This is a genomic window from Flavobacterium sp., assembly GCF_027531905.1.
Classification (GTDB): Bacteria; Bacteroidota; Bacteroidia; order Flavobacteriales; family Flavobacteriaceae; genus Flavobacterium.
In genome coordinates this window covers 51,274-71,409 of the sequence record NZ_JAPZSU010000035.1, presented here as the reverse complement: position 1 = coordinate 71,409, position 20,136 = coordinate 51,274, and the positions used below count along the sequence as shown (strand labels likewise).

General features: G+C 35.2%; 9 protein-coding genes and 2 tRNA genes. 6 read left to right on the top strand and 5 right to left on the bottom strand.

Annotated elements, in window-relative coordinates:
• A partial coding sequence (locus O9307_RS09715; RefSeq protein WP_298298359.1) for an OmpA family protein occupies nucleotides 1–1,551 on the top strand: 1,551 nt, incomplete at its 5' end.
• A 66-nt stretch (nucleotides 1,552–1,617) separates the two neighbouring features.
• Here the strand turns inward: O9307_RS09715 and O9307_RS09710 are convergent.
• A complete protein-coding gene (locus O9307_RS09710) occupies nucleotides 1,618–2,766 on the bottom strand; it encodes a GNAT family N-acetyltransferase (RefSeq protein WP_298298356.1) in 1,149 nt (382 codons plus the stop codon).
• 790 nt (nucleotides 2,767–3,556) lie between these two features.
• On the opposite strand from O9307_RS09710, the gene O9307_RS09705 reads away from it, so the two are divergent.
• From O9307_RS09705 to O9307_RS09695, 3 genes are all read left to right on the top strand, one after another.
• Nucleotides 3,557–13,444, top strand: a complete 9,888-nt coding sequence (locus O9307_RS09705; protein ID WP_298298353.1) for a LamG-like jellyroll fold domain-containing protein — start codon at nucleotides 3,557–3,559, stop codon at nucleotides 13,442–13,444.
• A 73-nt stretch (nucleotides 13,445–13,517) separates the two neighbouring features.
• Entirely contained in the window at nucleotides 13,518–14,495 is a 978-nt protein-coding gene (locus O9307_RS09700; protein WP_298298351.1) for a gliding motility-associated C-terminal domain-containing protein, read from the top strand.
• Between the two features lie 102 nt (nucleotides 14,496–14,597).
• Nucleotides 14,598–15,473, top strand: coding sequence for a type IX secretion system membrane protein PorP/SprF (locus O9307_RS09695; protein WP_298298349.1), 876 nt, complete (start codon nucleotides 14,598–14,600; stop codon nucleotides 15,471–15,473).
• Between the two features lie 133 nt (nucleotides 15,474–15,606).
• Here O9307_RS09695 and O9307_RS09690 read toward each other — a convergent pair whose 3' ends face one another.
• Nucleotides 15,607–16,095: a DUF1761 domain-containing protein gene (locus O9307_RS09690; RefSeq protein ID WP_298298346.1), complete on the bottom strand. Its 489-nt coding sequence runs from the start codon at nucleotides 16,093–16,095 to the stop codon at nucleotides 15,607–15,609.
• 181 nt (nucleotides 16,096–16,276) lie between these two features.
• On the opposite strand from O9307_RS09690, the gene O9307_RS09685 reads away from it, so the two are divergent.
• Nucleotides 16,277–16,975 (top strand): hypothetical protein, encoded by a 699-nt coding sequence (locus O9307_RS09685; protein ID WP_298298343.1) that lies wholly within the window; start codon nucleotides 16,277–16,279, stop codon nucleotides 16,973–16,975.
• A gap of 241 nt (nucleotides 16,976–17,216) precedes the next feature.
• Here the strand turns inward: O9307_RS09685 and O9307_RS09680 are convergent, their stop codons facing one another.
• The 3 genes from O9307_RS09680 to O9307_RS09670 form a co-directional block, all read right to left on the bottom strand.
• The gene (locus O9307_RS09680; RefSeq protein WP_298298340.1) at nucleotides 17,217–18,068 is read right to left on the bottom strand and encodes a hypothetical protein; all 852 of its coding nucleotides are present in this window, start codon (nucleotides 18,066–18,068) and stop codon (nucleotides 17,217–17,219) included.
• A 719-nt stretch (nucleotides 18,069–18,787) separates the two neighbouring features.
• Nucleotides 18,788–18,860: transfer RNA gene (locus tag O9307_RS09675), tRNA-Met, on the bottom strand.
• Between the two features lie 35 nt (nucleotides 18,861–18,895).
• Nucleotides 18,896–18,968: transfer RNA gene (locus tag O9307_RS09670), tRNA-Met, on the bottom strand.
• A 150-nt stretch (nucleotides 18,969–19,118) separates the two neighbouring features.
• On the opposite strand from O9307_RS09670, the gene era reads away from it, so the two are divergent.
• Nucleotides 19,119–20,000, top strand: a complete 882-nt coding sequence (gene era / locus O9307_RS09665) for a GTPase Era (RefSeq protein WP_298298337.1) — start codon at nucleotides 19,119–19,121, stop codon at nucleotides 19,998–20,000.
• The last annotated feature ends 136 nt before the right edge of the window (nucleotides 20,001–20,136 follow it).

Here is a 20,136-nt window from a genome sequence, read left to right as displayed (position 1 = left end):
AAAAATAGTGAATATTTAGAAGACATTCGAGCCAATATTGGTATTTACACTATTGAAAACGCAGGCATCAACTCCAAATTTTCTGATTACGGTAGTGCCATTGTAGACGATAAATTAATTTTTACATCAGCAAGAGATACCGGTGGCATCGGCCAACGTAAACACACTTGGACAGGCGAGCATTTTACCAATTTATATGCCGCAACCATCAACGGAGAGCTTATTGCGAGCAATCCCAAACGCTATGATGCCAACATCAATTCTAAATTTCACGAAGCTACACCGGTGTTTACTAAAGATGGTAATACCATGTATTTTACCAGAAACAACTATTTGGATGGTAAAAAAGGAAAAGATGCCAACAAAGTTACCTTACTGAAAATCTACAAAGCTACTTTAGTCAACAAAAGATGGACCAATGTAACCGAATTACCATTCAATAGCGATAATTTCAGTTCGGCGCACCCAGCCTTGAGTCCTGATGAACAAACCTTGTATTTTGCTTCGGATAGACCGGGAACTATCGGGCAATCGGACTTGTATAAAGTGGCAATCAACAGCAACGGAACTTACGGAGAACCTATTAATTTAGGAACAGAAATCAACACCGAAGGTAGAGAAACGTTTCCATTTGTAACCAAAGACAATCAATTGTATTTTGCCTCAGACGGACATCCTGGACTAGGAGGTTTGGATGTTTTTACCACCAAAATCAATAACGACGGTACATTTGATGAAGTTGAAAATGAAGGAGCCGAAGTGAATTCTCCTAAAGATGACTTTGGATATTACCGAGATAGCGAAATCAACAAAGGCTTCTTCTCCTCGAATCGCGATGGCGGATTAGGTTCGGATGATATTTATAGATTTATAAGTAAAGAAAAGTGCAAACAAATCTTGAAAGGAACCCTAACCGACAAGGCATCAGGAGCAGTTTTGGCAGGCGTACAAATAGTGCTTTTGAACAAAAAATACAAAGTAATTGGCGAGGCCACAACCGATGCGTCAGGGAATTACAGCTTTAAGGTCGATTGTAGAAAAACCTATAGCGTAAGAGCAACCAAAGAAGACTACACCTCAAAAGAAGTAGTCATTAAAATCCCTGAAATCACAGGCGAAACCACAGTGGATTTACAACTAGAAGGCAGCATTTGCAAAGTAACCGTAGGCGATGATTTGGGCAAATGTTTTGGCATCAAAATGATTTATTTTGATTTGGATAAATCCAATATTCGCAAGGAAGCGGCATTGGACTTGGCCAAAATATTAGATGTTTTACAACAAAATCCAACCATGAAAATCGACATTCGTTCTCATACCGATTGCAGACAAACGGCCAAATACAACCTGGCATTATCCGAACGAAGAGCACAATCGACTATCGCTTGGTTAGTTTCCAAAGGCATCGATAAATCAAGGCTCACTGGAAAAGGCTATGGCGAATCGCAACTCATCAACGATTGCGGCTGCGAACCAACCAACCAATCCAATTGCACCGAAGAACAACACCAAATGAACCGAAGAAGTGAGTTTATAATTACTGCACTTTAATAGTTGTTCAAATAGTTGTTCAAAAACCAGAAGAGGCTACTTTTAGAGTAGCCTTTTTTTATGAAATTATTTGAAAGGATTTCGTTCTTGCCAAATAGTTTTAGGTTCGAGATAATTAAATAAACGAGGCAAAAAGCGATTGATAATAGGGTTTTTATGTTCCATTAATCCATACATGGTTTCTGGTTTAGCTCCTACAGAGCTTTTGATTTCTAAGGCTGTTCTAGCAAAAATGATCGTTTTGAATTCTTTTTTGATGGAATAAGCAATCATATCATAAAGCATATTCAAATACAGCATTTTTTCTCGTTGTAAGGCTTCATCATACCCTAAAAAATAGGTGTCCATTGCTTGGCCATTTTTGATTAACGTATTGAAACCAATCAATCTTCCATCTAAAAAATAGCCATAAAAAAGGAAATTATCTTCCCAAATTCTTTTTAAGTCACTAAAATGATTTTTAGATAAGAAAAAAGAGTTAAAAGGTGCATTTTTGGCTACATGATAATATAAGTCGTAAATCAATTCTTGATTTTGTTCTATTTCTGTTAGTGAAAGTTTGCGTTTAACGACTCCTTCAGCTTTTTTTCGGGCTCTTTTGTATTGATCTCTATATTTTTTTGCTAAAGCATTTACATAATCTTGTTCGTTTTTCCACTGCTCAGGAATAGGAAAAATCATGTTGGGTTGCGTAGTAAACTGAAAAATGTTCCTAAATGGGGTTTGATTGATTTTATCTTTTTCGGCTTTAGAGAAATCTTTACTGGTTCGTAAATGGATCTGTATTCCTTGTTTTTTTAGAATTTCTTCGATACTATTTCGGGCTTCATGAAGGACTTTTATTTGTTCATTAAATGGGATAGAGTCCAAAAAGGCATAAGCGTTTTCGCCTGTTAGCATGCAATTTCCTAGAAATAAAACATGAGAAGAAAAGCGCTTAAAAGCAAAATTTCGAATAATTGTTTTTAGGCATTGATCACGTTCGCCAAAGGATTCTAATTTGTTTAAATCTAAAAACTGACTCAAAGCAACGCCCACTAAATCATTATTTTGAAATAGGCCTATGAAGAAACATTTCATGTTGCTGGGACACGAATGTTCTAAAATTTCAAAATAATCTCTTTGTAAAAAAAGAGTTGCTTTAGCGATAGTATCCCAGTTTTCTGGAAGTTCGTGTGCAGATTTATAAATTTCGAAGGAAAGAGTTGTGTTCAAATAGATTAAAATTGATGTAGAGGACAAATTTAATCTAAAAAGTTAAAGATTTGGATTATGATGAAAAAAACTCCAATATGATACATGTTTAGATTTTGAGTTAGTCATCCGATTGGTCAGGGCATTCGCATTTGTATAAATCGAGTTTCTTACTTAATGACTACTATTTATTTCCAACCCTGATGCGGATGCGAGACTAATCGCTTGAATATGCTATCAATATTAGAATCTTTGTAATTTGACCTGCTTAGTCCATAAAATAGCCATCTAAATATTTTTCCAGATGTTCCTTATTGACGTATAATTGAATTGTTCATGTAGCCGTTTTTATCTGACGAATAATAGTCTACATTTCTTTGAAGTTTTTTCCAGGACGTTTTTCCTTTGGATAAATTTATAGCTATTTGCTATTATTTTGTAAACTTTCCACTGGTTCGTATTGACATTTTGCATCTTTGCTTACAAGGTCGTTGAATATTGGTTATAAACTTTGCAGAAGAATCATCAATACCATTCAAATAACTTCTTTTTTCTTTCCATATGGTAATATTAACTAAAAATTTAAGTGTTTTTTATGTATGTAACTTGATTTATTAAATAGAGGAAAATAAATCAAGCTTTAACAAAAAAAACAAATAAATTCTTATAAAATACATAATTATATATAACAGAATTTACATTACAAATAAGTGTCTATTTGTTTTAATATGAGGATTAAATGCATTAATTATCGATAAAATGCTGTTTTGTTAAATTTTTGTCATTAAGTTTGCATAACAAATATAAACTTATGAGAAAAAAACTACAATTTACTTTTTACGTAAAACTAAAGATTTTAACATGTTTAGTCTTATTTTTAACAACTTTATTAAGTACTGCTCAAGAATCCCATCATATAAGACTTGGGAGGTTAGAAATTGGAGGAGAATACCCAAGGGGGCAGCTGTGGGATGCAAAAATAGTAGGTAGTAATCTCTATTTTACAGCAATACTTGCGGATGTTGATTGTGATACAGGAGACGATATAGTACTTGATTTAGTAGTAGAATTGGCTGGTAAGCAAATTTTCAAGATTACAAATGGAGGAGGTTTTTTTAGACTTACTAATGCCGATGATAGCTGTTTAAATTCAGCTAGGACGAAGTGGGATATTGCTACATCTTATCATTATTCCTATCAGAAATTCATATATGAACATAATAACAACGGTATTCTATACATTACATTTCCGCTTCCTGCCGAATTTCTTACTGGACCAATCACATTATCGGGTTCAGCTCAAACAGATATAGGAGATCCAAGACAATCGTTAAATGCCCAACTCACAACTGCGGTTTTGCCTAATATGCCGGATGTAAGGGTAACTCAAGGTTGTGATGCTGTAAATCTAGCTTGGAAAAAAATAACAGTAGATCCAACTTTGTCTTCGAACGATTTTACTTATCAAGTTAAAAGAGAGGGGGTAAAAATTACTGATTTAAGAGCTGATGCGACTTCCTATAGTATAAAAGGGGTTACTGGAAGTACAAGTGCAACAGTAGAACTGTACTGGAAAAATGAATTAATTGGTAGTAATGAAATTGATGGATCTTCCTTTGATCCATTGCCAATTCCTGCCGATTTACAGGCGAGTACTACTAAATGTGATGGTTCGGTTGATTTAAGATGGCAGTGGTCTCAAGCAAGTCCAACTAATTTTGTGCTTTATAGATCTACTAGTCCTACGGGTGTTTTTACCGCTATGCCAGATGCTATTTCGGGATCTAAACGATCTTATACTGTAACGGGACTTACTCGTGGACAAAAATATTATTTCAAAATAGCTGCCAAAGGAGGCAAGTGTCCTGGAGAAGGTGCAAAGTCTGAAGAAGCCGTAATGGGAATATCTCCTGCGAGTCCTGTAGCCCCAACAAATGCTAGGATGATTATGGTTACGGGTGCAGAATCTGGGGTAAAATTATCTTGGAATGAACCACTATGGGTTTTGGATGATTATCTCAATGCAACTAGTCAAAAATATAAGATTCTTAGAAAAGATTTAAAGAAAGGTACAGAAACGACTATCGAATTGCCAATAGGTGATTTTTACGAAGGTCAGATTAAAAATCAAGTAGCAGGAAGTGATGGATATTTGCTTACCTATACTGACAAAGAAGTGAGTACTTGCGAATCCTATTCGTACAAAATAATTGCGGTTAACAGTTGTAAATCGTCTGCTGCTACGGTTTTTGTTCAAGCAGATACTTCAGATAAATTGAGTATTACTAATATTGATCTTTCGAGAGTTTTTCTGGCTAATAACTTAGAAATTTCGAAAGGCTATTTTGGCAATTTAGTGCAATTAGATTGGAAGACCAATGAGAATGCTGATTTTGTAGGCAGTTATAAAATTTTTCGTCGTGCCTTGAATAGTACCATTGCACCAGAGTTGCAAGCAACGGTGGACAAAAACACACGCACTTGGTCTGATAACAAAGCAGTAGCACAAACACTTTATGAGTATTATGTGATTGCATCGGCAGATTGTGGTTTAGAAAAAATATCTAGTTATGATATCAGTAAGGTTTCTGGAATTCCATACACTCAATTGCAAGACCTGCAAGGTTTAGCGGTAGGTATTGGTTTTAGATTGCCATCAGCAATTGTAACGGGAAATATTAATTATACAGGAGGCGTTGCAGTACCAAACGTAAAGGTCGTTGCTGAAAAAGACGGAATGGTAACTGGTAATGCTTTGTCTTTTGATGGAGTGAACCAAAGCGTAATTATTAATCCAGACCAAAAAGTTATTGCTTATAACACCACTGGGATGTCGGTTTCGGTATGGGCAAAACCAAAAGCTTGGACTTCGAAACAAGTTTTAGCAAGCCAAGCAGGTGTTTTTGAAGTAGCATTGAACAATGATAGAGTAGTAGTTACTATTGCTGGGACTTCGATAACCTCAAAAGCAAAGCTTACCGAGGGGACTTATTCTAATATTTTTGCTACCTATAACAATAGCAAATTGATATTGTACATTAACGGAAAACTAGACAAATCTGTTAATGCTAACGGATCTTTGGCAGCCATTGTTACCCATCCTATTTATTTAGGAAGCACAGGTTCTGGAAATTTTTATAATGGTTTACTTGATGAATTTCGCATTTATAAAGCAGCATTAACGCCTGAGGATGTAGAACGTGATTACAGTAGATTGATACGAGCAGAGACTCCAAATATTGTTGGAAACTGGCGTTTTGACGAAGGAGTTGGTCCTTTTGTATTTGACGCTTCCAAAGAAGGTGGCGTTTACAACAAGATTGACGGAGACCTAATGGGAGCAACTTGGAGTAAAGAAGTGCCTTCGAAAGTACAATTGGGCTTTGCTGGATTTACTGATAACAACGGTAATTATGTCATCGAAGGGATTTCATACGAAAATGCAGGAGAAAATTTCAGCATCACTCCTACCATGACCCTTAGCGGAGCTATCCACTCGTTTTCTCCATCAAACCGTGTCTTGTTTTTAGGCGAAGGTAGAAGTGTCGAAAACAATGTTGATTTTATCGATCAGTCTTCGTTTAAAGTAACTGGAACGATACGATTTAATTTTGACGATAAAGAGAATGACCCAACCCATTTTCAGAGTTCAGGATCTAAAGGAGTTTCTATTTGGTTAAACGGAACACAACAATTAACTAAAAACGGACTGCCAATTGTTTCTAATGAATTTGGACAATTTGAAGTTGTTGTGCCTATCGGGAAACACTTTTTAGAATTTAGAAAAGACGGACATACTTTTGTGAGCAATAAATTCCCAGCAACGGGCACTTATGATTATCAAGATATCTTGTCTGGAATAGAAGTTTTAGACAATACCAAACACACTTTTACCGGTTGTGTTGTAGGGGGATTGGTTCAGGCCAACAAAAAGTTAGGATTTTCTGCATACAAAGGAAAATTAAAAACGGATGTTCAACGTATCAATAACATTGGAGCCACTTATTTTACGCTAACTTCCAAGGATACCCGCATTAAGCGCTCGGTAAAAACAGATCCAGAAACAGGAGAGTTTGAAATTCAATTACCTCCCAACGAGTACGAATTCTCAGACGTGTCTTATATTGGAGATGAAGCAAACCCTGCCGATGATAAGATTTTATTTTTATCCAAAGATATAGCAGCGATAAAACTAGATGATGCTGCTGCGTATAAAGGAATTGAAGAGCAGGAACCTGTATTGATTTCTGGAGATTATGTTGTTAAAAAGGTAAATTATAACGCCGCAAAACGATTGATCTATAGAAGTACGCCTACTATGGTGGTGCAAAACCATATTTCGAGAGATTATTTGCCCAACACCGCTGAACTAGACGAAAACGGAAACGTAATTACCGAAAAAACAGTTGTTGGAGAAACAACGGTAAAAATATTTGATAAAGAGTTGTCTAAAGACATTCTTTTGCCAACCAAAGCATTGCCTTATCCTGTTTTTTTACAAGGAAAAGGGTATCAAGTGACTATTAAAGCCATTGAAAAATATGAGTATTATGGTACCAAGCCAATAAAAAACCCAGCTACCGATCAAGTACCTGTTTTAGACGGTCAAGTTACGGTAAGCAATAACATAAGTGCCAAAGCCGATGCAGGATCAACAGCAGCGTATCAAAAGGGCAATGAAGAATGGGAGGATCTTTCGGGGAATACTCATCAGTTTGATCTGCAAAATGAGGGTAGTGTAAATTATAACTTTATAGGTGGAGATCCCGATCTTGTTCAAGGTTCAGGAGACAAAGATTCTTTTGTAAAATCAATGGCTATTGCGCTAAAAACGGGAGATTATACGGTATATTGGCCAGATCCTAACGATGCTTCCAAAGGGTATAAAGCCTACGTCCTTGGTGGAGCCAAAATGCCAGGGACCGATTTTATAACCGAAGCACCCGCTTCTATTACCACTACGCTTAGAATACCGCCAGGAAGTGGGAGTAGTGTAACGTTAGAAAAAGGAAGTACCATTACCAAAGAAACTACTAGCAGTACTCAGTCTGGTAGCGATTTTAGTGTTGGCGTAGGAATTGCTTGGGAGATGGAAAATATGGTGCCTCTAGCAGGAATAAAACTGAATAAAACAGAAGGACAAGTATTGGCAACAAACTATGGTTCACGAACTAATGGCAGCGAAAAAACAAGTGCAAAAGCCATAACAACAACCCAAAACCTAACTATTACAGCCGCTGATGCTTTTGAAAAAGGGGATTTTTTTATTGCCGATTCTAAAAACATAGAAATTGGTCGTGCCAATAATGTGAAATTTATTTTGGCGAGTAAATGCGTGGGTTGTGTTGGACCTAGAGTTACAGGGGATGATGGGCAGGAATACGTGCTCAACAAAGGCGAAACCTATTATCAGAAAGAAAAAGGAGAAACCCTATTACTTTATTCCGAAGATCATATCAAAACCGATTTGATTCCAAAATTGAAAGCCATAAGAAACAGCCTTTTTATAGACCAAGCCAATGTGTATGTTACAAAATTGGAAGGTACAAACCCATTGTACGGAGTTAATAATGATGATCCTCGTTTGGGAGATTTGGCGAATCAAAATGATTATACCAGAGATGATGTAGGAGATGATAGTGGTAATAGTTATATTTTTAAACGAGAAAATGCTCCTAAAATAAATGGACTTATACAGGACAAAGTACGTTGGTACAACAATCAAATTAGAGCTTGGGAAGAAATTTTGATGAACAATGAAATTCAAAAATTTACTGCTATTTCAGAAAACAAACCCAAACAAAAGAACATTTCTATAAGTTCCGGAATTGCTTATTCTAATACTTCGACTACTGAAACTACAGAAACCACTGTGTCATCTTCAGAGGTGATGGCAGGTACTTCGGCGGATGCAGAAGGAAAGATACTTATAGGTACAGGCTTTTTAGCTGGTCCATCTATGAGTGTACATGGAGGTGGCGATAAAACCTTTAGCGATAGCGCAAACGATACAACTATCAATACCGTTACTACCTCTTATACCATTCAGGACAATGATAAGTATAATGTGTACAGTATGAATATTTATGACGGAAAAGGAAGTGACGGTCCGATATTTCAAATCGTATCCGGGCAAACTTCTTGTCCTTTCGAAAGAGAAAAAGAGCTCGAAGTAACCAAAGAACATCCTTATTATTTGGAATACTGGATAAAGCAATTCCCCATTTTAATGGATCAACAAATACAAGCTATAAAGAGAAGGCACCTTGTTCCTGTCTTACTTGGATCTCAGGTAATTGAGATAGTAGATGATCTAGAAAAACAAACTAAGGAGATCGAAGAAATTCAGACGGCTATTGAACAAAAGAAAGCAATTTACGTTCAATTGCTTGAGGCCTTTAAAACCAAACAAAAACCGTTGTTAGGAAAACGTACCGTTCAGATTGAAAAACCTGGAATATTAGTAGATGGAAATGACAAAGCCAATAGGGTAAATGTCCCTTCTAGCAAAGCGGCGATTTTTGATTTAGAATTGCGTAACGAAACCGAGCTAATTCCTTCATCTACAGATCAAGAGATTACTTATCAAATGTCTGTTGATCCTGCATCAAATCCTGATGGTTTGGTGGTATTGCTCAATGGGGAAACCTTGGTAAGACCTGTAGAAATTTCGATCCCTTTTGGGCAAAAAATGCGACAAACTTTGACCGTTTTAAGAGGGCCAAAAGAATACAAATACGAAGGATTGACTTTGGTTTTTGAATCGACTTGCGATGAAACTATCCACAAGGAAATTACTTTAGACATTGAATACATTCCTGTTTGTTCCGAAGCAACTATTGTAAGTCCAGGCAATAATTGGACTGTTAATTATGATAGCAAAAATAGATTGCCTATAAAAGTTGGAGATTATGATGTAAATTATCAAGGCTTTAAAGGGATTAAAATTCAGTACAAACGTGCGAGCGAATCAGAGTCTAATTGGAAACTTCTAGAAACCTTTTATCGCAATGACGAAGCCCGTACCAATGCAGGTCCAGAAGAAGTGTTGCGAAAAGCACCTTTATTGACCGAACAAGGTGGTAATGACTTTATCTACAATTGGGACGTGTCTAAGTTAACGGATGATTTGTATGATGTGCGCATTCAGAGTATATGTCAAGGCGAATCTCAAGATGTTGTTTATACTTCTCCGACAATTTCTGGAATTATAGATAGAGTAAATCCGAGTGCTTTTGGTGCACCGCAACCAGCAGACGGGGTTTTATCTTCGGGAGACGAAATAATGATACAGTTTAACGAGCCTATCAATGCAGGTTTATTGAACCCATATAATTTTGATATTCGAGGTGTAATACAAGGTGGAGAACTAAGACACCCAGCGAGTGTGTATTTTAATGGCACGAATGATTATATGAAAATCCCAGTCGGAATTCAATTGAATCGTCGTTCGTTCTCGTTTGACTTTTATGCCAAACGTAAGAACTCAGGTGCTGAAACCTTGCTTTCTCAAGGTGCAACAGCGGCTCAATCTTTCCGTGCAGGATTTAATTCGGCCAATAAGTTTGAAGTTACTTTAGCTGGAGTAAAATTTAATTCGACTAAAACAATTCCAGCAGATGATTCGTGGGTACATTATGCGTATGCGTACGATGCCAATAATCAGGAAGCCAAATTGTATATCAACGGCGTATTAGATGCTATTAAGCAAAACTACACTCCAAATTACGAAGCAATCGGTGCTATTTTAGTCGGTAGAGATGCATTGTCGCAAAGTCCTTCTTTTAAAGGGAATATGCATGAATTACGTTTTTGGGGTAAAGCACTTACTGAAGCACAGGTAAATGTAGCAGCTACAAAACGACTTAAAAGCAATGAGCCAGGATTGTTAGGCAACTGGCCAATGGAAGAGTCAGAAGGGACATTAGTACAAGATATCGCTAGAGAACGTCATGCTCAAATTGTTTCGGGTACTTGGCAAGTGGCACTAAAAGGGAATGCTCTAAGTACAACTGCCAATACCAAAGCAACTATTAATTCGCCAGCTTATTTGGATGTGTCGAATTTTAGTATCGAGTTTTGGTTTAAAGGAAATAATACAACCAATGCTACATTACTATCAAATGGTAGAGGGGACGATCAGGATTTAAACAAAAACGGTTGGTCTATTCGAGCAGGTAGCTCTGGTTTATTAGAAGTTTGGAACAATAACAAACAATTTAAAGCCACAACAACGAACTTTTTTGACAACCAATGGCATCATTTTGCTTTAGTGGTTGATCGTTTGACCAATACGGTTTGTTTTGTTGATGGAAAACAACAAAATACTACCGAAACGCAAACGATAGGGTTCTCTGGTTTTGGTGGTGCAGCCTTACACTTAGGTGCCATGGGATGGAACGATATTTTCGGAAACACTAAGCAAGATCAACATTTTGTTGGAGCGCTAGATGAGGTTCGTATTTGGCAAGGTACTCGTAGTGCATTGCAAATCAAACGCGACATGCGATATATGCTTAGTGGAGACGAAGCGGGATTGGATTTGTATTTGCCTTTTGATAAATACAAAACGAACATGGGAATCGAAATGTTAGAAGCTTCAAACGCTTCGGCAGCAACAGGAAATACCGCGGTTAAGGAAAATGGCCAGGCGGCTCTACTCAAAGAAAGTGTTGCATTTATGCAAGAAACTCCTTTGGTAAAATTGCCTAGACCAGTTCGAAAAGTAAATTTTGGCTATTCAGCCAATCAAGATAAAATTATTTTGACAACAGCTGATCCTGATAGTGTACTAGAGAATGTAATTTTAGACATTAGCGTTACTGGTGTTCAGGATCTCAATGGTAATATCATGAGAGCACCTGTTACTTGGACTGCTTATGTTGATAAAAATCAAGTGATTTGGACAGAATCGGATAAAAATTTCCAAATAGAGACTGGTAAAGGACTTACTTTTGCTAACCGTATTGAGAATACTGGAGGTAAAGTATTTAATTACAATATTAGCAATTTACCTTCTTGGCTTACTGCAAGCCCAAGTAGCGGTTCTATTGGGCCAAAAAGCTCTACGCCAGTTACTTTTACTGTTGACAAAGATGTCAATATTGGAAACTATATTCAAGACATTCTTTTAGAAACCGAATTTGGTTTTGCAGAGGTTATGAATCTTAGTTTGGACGTCTCTAAGGCATTACCCGAAGATTGGAAAGTAACTCCTTCGGATTATCAATATTCTATGAACTTTATTGCTCAATTGAATATTAATGGAGATGTTTCTAGAGACCCTAATGATCAAGTAGCCGCTTTTGTAGGGGATCAATGTCGTGGTATTGCTAAACTGAGATACATTCCAGCTTTAGATAATTATCAAGCTTATATTAATGTTTATAGTAATACTACTGCAAACGAAGCAATACAATTTCGTATCTGGAATGCTAGCGACGGACAAGTACATCGTGATGTAACGCCTAGTTATGTTTTTGTTGCAAATGATGTCAAAGGAACTTCAATCAAGCCAGAGATGCTTAATGCAGTCGATGTTTTAGAACACACGTATGAGTTGTCTAAAGGATGGACATGGATTTCGGCTCATCTTAATTACAACTACAATCCATCAAAACAGTTTAAGACCAACGATTTGTTAAAAACACTTCGTGCAGAAAACGGAGATTTAATTCGTACTATCGATGCGGTAGATAGTTTTGATAAACAAGAGGGATGGTTGGGATCACTTACCACAAGCGGTTCTATTCAAAACGGAAGAGGATACAAAGTGTTTTTGAGTTACGAAAATAAACTTAAATACAGTGGATTATTACTCAAAGGGGAGCAAGTAAAAATAAATGTTGTTCAAGGATGGAATTGGATTGGTTTTATAGGATTCAAAAATACACCTATTAATCAAGCCTTGGCTGGTTTTGCAGGTGTAAAAGAAGGGGATGTCATAAAAAATCAATTTGCTTTGGCTATTTATGCTCAAAATATTGGTTGGATTGGTGACTTAACACACTTGCGTCCAGGCGAAGGATACATGTTGAAAACGGCTCAAGCGGGTAGTTTCTACTATCCGAATCTAAGCTATACCGCTTCTGGAAATAAAACAAAAGAGGAAATGGTAACTAAGATTCCTGCGAGTACTAAGTACGCAAACAGTATGAATGCAATTGCAGAAGTAGTAGGAGATAATCAAGATAGTAATAATAAGTTGAGAGCGTATGTTGGTACCGAATTACGTGCCGAAGCGGCTCCTGTTTTTAATCCTATAACAAAAAAGAATACTTATTTTGTAACTATTTACGGTCAAAAAAATAACGAAAACATTCGTTTTGAATTTGTAGACGCACAAAACAAGCAAAGTTTTGTTGTAAATGAGAGTATTGCTTTTCATGCTGACTCGGTAACTGGAAACGGAAAATCACCTCAATTATTGACTCTTGTAGAAACGACTACAGTAAACAATGTACTACAGGTATATCCAAATCCTTTTATAAATAAATTAAAAGTCAAATTGTTCAAAGGACACACCATTGCTCAAATAAAATTGTCTGATATGCAAGGGCGAAGTATAAAAATTAGCACTACTTCTCCAGAGCAAGAAGAAATCGAATTCGATACACAAAATCTTCCAAATGGAATGTATTTATTGTCGATGTATGATGCAGGTGGTATGCTTATACAAACTGAAAAAGTAATTAAATAGTTCTAATACTTCTAAATAATACTGTCAGGATCTTTTCCTGATAGTATTATTTATTACAATCAATTTATTCCTAATGAAAAAAATAATTTTATATCTCATAGTGTCACTTTCTGTGACAGTCACATTTGGACAAGTACCATCCACTTGGAAAGTCAACCCAAGTGCCTATTCTAATTCAATGGTAATTACTGTTGTATTGAATATGAATTCACAGGAATCCAGAAATCAGGAAGATGTCGTAGTCGCCTTCTTAAATAATGAGGTTCGCGGCGTTGCTGCTCCAATCACTTTTGTAAAATCAAAAGATCGTTACATGGCTAATCTTATTGTTTATAGTAATGATACTAGTGGTTTGATTACATTTAAATTATACAACAAAGAGAGGAATGTTGTTTCAGATGCCGTGACCCTTCCGATTACTTTTGTGGGAGAAAGCAAGTTAGGCTCCTATGATGAACCAGTCGTAATCAAGGATAATAACATTCCTACAGATGTTGCTTTATCTACAGCGGCTGTATCCGAAAACAAACCTATTGGAAGTCTTGTTGGCGCAATCGCAGTTGTAGACAAAGATGTTAGTGACCTACACACGATATCTTTTTTAGATGGTGCAGGGTTCGATAATGAACTTTTTGAAATCATAAATGGAAGCCTTTATACCAAAACAATTTTTGATTTCGAGAAAAAAAGCGCTTATACAATACGTATTCGAGCTCAAGATGAAAGAAAAGGAATTGTTGATAAGACCTTTACTATTCAAATAAACGATGAAAACGAGATAGGAGAAGTTTTAGCTTTTAATAACATCATCACACCTAATAACGACGGTCATAACGATTTTCTTGTAATAAACAATATCGATTTGTATACCAGTCATGATGTATCTGTTTTTAACACTATAGGACAATTGGTATTCAATTCTGTAAACTATAAAAATAACTGGAGTGGTTCTGAACTTAAAAGTGGGATTTACTATTTGCATTTTGCAGGTAAAGACCAAGAAGGAAAACAATTTGTTTACAAAGAAGCCCTACGAATTATTAATAACTAAAGATTTTTTGTCCCTTCATCAAGGGCGTTACGTTACAGGTTGTTTAAGAAATAACTGAAATGTAAAATTGCTTTAAATCGTTTTACAAATAATAAAGATTAAATGAAAAATACTTTTAAAAAAATAATAAAAACACTCCTAGTTTCAATCGTGTTTATTACGTCATCTTATGGGCAATACCCATTGAATAACCGCCTTTTTCAAGAAAATAAATTCAGTATGAACGTTGCTTATGCTGGCGAAGAAAACAGCACTAGACTCTCTGTAGTGAATAATTATATACCAAGTAAAGTCGATAATGGGAACAATTCCTATTGGATTTTAGGCACTTTTGATGTGGGATTGACAAAAAATCTTGCTACAGGAACTCGTTTATCATACAATCTACAAGGTGCATTTTTAGAAACGGTTATCGAGCAAGCATTGGCATATAAACTTAATATAAATGAAGAACAATCGGTGGCTTTAGGGATTAGTTTCGGTCTAAATAGACAAGTATTCGATCCTCAACGAGGACTTTTTCCTAACCAATTTGTAGATATGGAAGACAAAGTGTTTGACGGGAATAGTATTTCAAGAAATGATTTACGGACTGAAATTGGCGCAGTATATAAATTTAAAAAATTCGAACTCTCTGTAGCACTTCCAACGTTAATGCAAGACAATAATTTTGCTTCTGGATTCCTAACATATGCAAGTTACAAATTTACTACCTCTACAGATATCGAAATAAAACCATCGGTTCTTATCAATAGAACATACCAAAAAGATTTCGAAATTACAAGCAGTATCAATTTCATGTATTTAGAAAAAGGATGGTTGCAGTTAGGTTACCTCGACACTAATCAACTACTAATAGGAGCAGGAATTCGTTTTGAGAAAGTAGGAATTGCATACAGCGCTGCTATCCCATTCAATGAGAAATACACCTCTCTAATTGGGAATGCACACCAATTAGGACTTTATTTCAAACTATAAACAGCAAGAATTAAAATATAAATCCGAAAGGTTTATATACTGAACTGCCCTCAATTGAGAGCAGTTTTGTTAAAAGCCTTGTTCAATTGCTAATAAAGATGCGTTTCAATTGTGTTGAAACGCATCTTTAAAATTATACCCAGCCACAAATAATGGCGCCCATAATGGTAAGCGTAACGATCCAATAGCCTGAATGAATTAAAATATATCTCCAAGATTTTCTTTCGAAGAGTCCGTTAATTCCAATCATGGGGAAAGCAAAAAACAGCCCAGACATTAATCCATGTAATGCACCATGCTTATAAGTCCTAAATGCGGTGCCATAATCAGCCATAAAAGCAGTAAAAGAAGGAAGGGCCTCATTAACTTTTGCGGGACCTCCAACCATTCCCATAGCCCCTATTTGATGAATGGTTAATGTCATTTCGATGGAAGCAATAAACAAAGAAAATAAGTAAGTTAGCCCAAAAATCTTCAACATGTTTCCAGTCTTAAGCTGTTCTTCGGTGAGTCCGGCTTCTTTCATCCAAACAGTACCAAACACTTTTGGGTGATACCAAATAAATCCAACTAAAAGGGTAATCAAAGCCGCTACAAATAGCGATTGAAAATTCATTTCCATAATGCGTTCATTTTAAGGTTAGTAGTCAAATGTACAAAAAAATGGATTGTGCCATTTTAATCTTATTCATGTAGAATTATAGGGCTTGTTTTTTTAATGGTGTATTTCATCGATTTTATTTGTATTTCATCTTCAAGTATGTTATTTTTAGAACGTTAATTTAAGAATTATTTAACAATCCATGAAAAAAGTACTTTACCTCGTGTTTTTGTCTTTCTCTGCCAGTTCTTTTGCTGCAGTTTCTGTTTTAGAACGTGAAGCTTTATTAGATTGGTACCAAGCTAAAAATGATACACAATGGAATATAGCCGCGCCAATTAGTATTGGGTGCGGTGTTGTCCCGAAGAAAAATAAATGGATTGGCATTGATGTGTCCGAGGCTAATTTGTCAGAAGCATTACCTATTGCAAAAGGAGGTTTAGTGGATTTGAAAAAACTTAATTTGCTACATACTACTCAAAATGTTTTGATTTCAATTGAGTTAGCAAATTTCAGGGCATTAGAAATGAGAAAGGTTTCGCTTAACCAAGTAGCAGAGGTTGTTCCTCCTTCTATTGGAAACCTTAGTCGATGGGTTCAAATTCAGTTGTATTTTAGTAAGTTGAAAGAAACTTTGCCCTTTGAGTTTGGAAAATTGACTAATGTAGAACTTTTGTCTCTTTTCAATAATGAAATTAATGGAAAAACGCTAACGTCATTATACGCTATTCATTCCTTAAAAGTAGAGCTGAGTAATAATCAATCAAGACAGGAATTGCGTTTAGATATTGTAAAGTTAAGAGATTTGGAAGATGTAAGCCTATTTGATAATGAATTAAAAGGCCTTATACCAAAAGAATTAGAATCGTTGAAAAAATTAAGAGAATTAAACTATTCTTAAATAAGTTCAATGAATCGCTATCAAAGCATACAATAGTTTAAGTCGTTTTACTTGAAGCGATGGATGGATAAATAAAGAAAAAATTGTTTTGTATAAATGTTTAATTCTACAATAAATGGAATTATTAAAAGAAAGCCTATTCATTATAAAAGAGGGCTTTTTTGTGAAACTCAAACTCAGTTTAAGATTACAAAACGCCCTCTTTTTTTCTTTGTTTAAACGCGTTTACAACGCAACACGGTTATTTTTTGTTATAGATAGGGCCTCTTTTTAATAAATACTGCATAGCATCCATCCAAGAGTCTTTTTGATCAAAAAATGGTTTTCTAGTTTCTGTAAATATCTTAGTTCCATTTTTATAAATATCAAAATATACTGTGAAATTAAATTTCTTATCCTGAGTTGTTGTAGATACACTAAAATCATCCACTTTGGCTTTTGAATCACTTTTGGCGGTAATCGTAGCGTTTTCATATCCAATATTGGTTTGGTCAACTGTGATTATATAGGATACTTTAGCAGCAATAATATTGTCAACGCCTAACGCTTTTTGCAAATCATCAATAAGTACTTCGTCAATATTAGAATAATCAATTCCTGCTTTTTTTAATAAAGAATTTGTTTCACGTAAATCTTGAACGGTTAAAGGAAAAATATTGGCAGATCTTTCAATTAATTTGTTGTACATGTCATTTTGAGCAAATTTTGCCATTTCTGCAGATGTTGCCAGTGTTTCTGTGTTTACAAATGGTATTGGTAAAACTGCAATTGTATTTTGTTTTACAGCTGGTTGACTTGTTTGTGCTACAGCTTTAATTTCAGCAGGATTTTGTTGAGCAGCTGTGGAATTATCAGCTACATTAAAACTTTGTTCTCTACCAGTTTTAAAAATAATTTTGGCTACTTTAGATAAGCTTAGGGTATTTTTAAGTTTTTCATTAGGATAACTGAATTCAACATCACTATCTGTAATATTGGTAATATTTACCTCAAGAATAGAATAATCTTTCTTGATTATTTTGTCTAGTTTAGTGGTTTGTGCAAATAAGTTACTTGCTAAAAACACTAGTAATAAAGCTAATAATTTTTTCATTTTTTTAAAGGTTTTAGGAATTAAGCTTAGTGAAGTAATAGATTTTTATCATTCTGATTATATTCCTCTTTTCAAATAGTACTACATCTGTTTATTTTTTGGTTAAGAAGAGTTATTTTAAGGTTCTAAGGGATTAGAATATGATCTGTTATAAATGATATCCATAGGTTTAGGATTGTTAAAATTTAAAATGAAAAATATTTTGAAAAATTGCTAAAAAAGTATTGTATTTTTTCAAAATTAACAAAATTACGCAGAATTAATTATCTTTTTAGTTTAAATTGATTAAAAAAAATATTTAACCAAAAAAAACATATTAAATGTTTAAAAAAATTAAGAATTTATATACAATTGATTTTGTGAGTATTATGTATTGTTGTAATAAACTTACAAAATTCAGGGTACTTAATAGTAGGGTTTTTGAATAGAATGATGTTTTTATTAAGAAAAATATTTAGATTCGTTTTCGATCAGAATTTTTACTACAACAATTTTGACCCCATGCGACTCAATCCAATAAAAAAAGGAAATAGTTGCAGTTTGGTCGGGCAGCGGCTTTTATTGAAAGTGCTTAGGTGTGAATGCGTTTTTAAGATTAATTTCTTGATATTATCCTTATCAATGGATAAGAATGTTGTGAAGTTTTTGAATATTTATAAAGGAAGATGGAAAATAAAAGGCATAAAAAAACACCATCTTTTTCAAGTGGTGTTTTCTAGTAGCGGGAACAGGACTCGAACCTGTGACCTTCGGGTTATGAGCCCGACGAGCTGCCTACTGCTCTATCCCGCGATGTGCGTTTTGTAATCTCAGTAAAATTAACTTAGTAGCGGGAACAGGACTCGAACCTGTGACCTTCGGGTTATGAGCCCGACGAGCTGCCTACTGCTCTATCCCGCGATGTTTCGGGTGCAAATGTACGACGTTTTTCTAGAAATACAACCAAAATTTAAAAAAATGTTTTATTTCGTCTATTGAGTTGATATGGCTACCTTTGCAGCCTATATCTTTTACATCGAATTTTGCGAAGTAAAATAAAATGAATAAAAAATGACACATAAAGCCGGTTTTGTTAACATAATTGGAAACCCAAACGTTGGAAAATCAACACTAATGAATGCTTTTGTTGGGGAGCGATTATCCATTATTACTTCTAAAGCACAAACTACCAGACATAGAATTTTAGGAATTGTAAATGGAGACGATTTTCAATTGATTTTGTCCGATACTCCGGGAATTATTAAACCCGCTTATGAAATGCAAGAAGCAATGATGGGTTTTGTAAAGTCGGCTTTTGAAGATGCGGATGTCTTGGTATATATGGTTGAAATAGGGGAGCAAGAATTGAAAGACGATGCTTTTTTTAATAAAATTATCCATTCTAAAATTCCAGTTTTGTTGTTGTTGAATAAAATTGACAATTCAAATCAAGAGCAATTGGAAGAACAAGTCGCTTTTTGGACCGCCAAAGTTCCCAATGCTGAGATTTACCCAATTTCGGCATTACAGAATTTTAATGTTCCTGAGGTGTTTCAGAGAATCATTGCTTTGTTGCCTGAATCGCCAGCGTATTATCCTAAAGATCAATTGACCGATAAACCTGAACGTTTTTTTGTTAATGAGATTATTAGAGAGAAAATCTTATTGAATTACAGCAAAGAGATTCCGTATGCTGTTGAGATTGTTACCGAAGAATTTGTAGAAACGGATGCTATCATTCGAATTCGATCAGTGATTATGGTAGAACGTGATACGCAAAAAGGAATCATTATTGGTCATAAAGGCGCTGCTTTGAAAAAAGTTGGAATGGAATCGAGAGCAGAATTGGAAACATTTTTTGGCAAACAAATTCATATTGAATTATATGTAAAAGTGAACAAAAATTGGAGAAGTAATGCCAATATGTTGAAGCGTTTCGGATATAATCAGTAACTATAAGTTAGAAGTGAGAGATTAGAAGTTAGAAGTGAAAGGTGAAAAGTATATTGAAGCTGTTCAGTTTTTATTGAGGTATAATAAACGTGAAATCAGTAGTGGAATTTGTTTCAATTACTGATTTTTTTTTAGC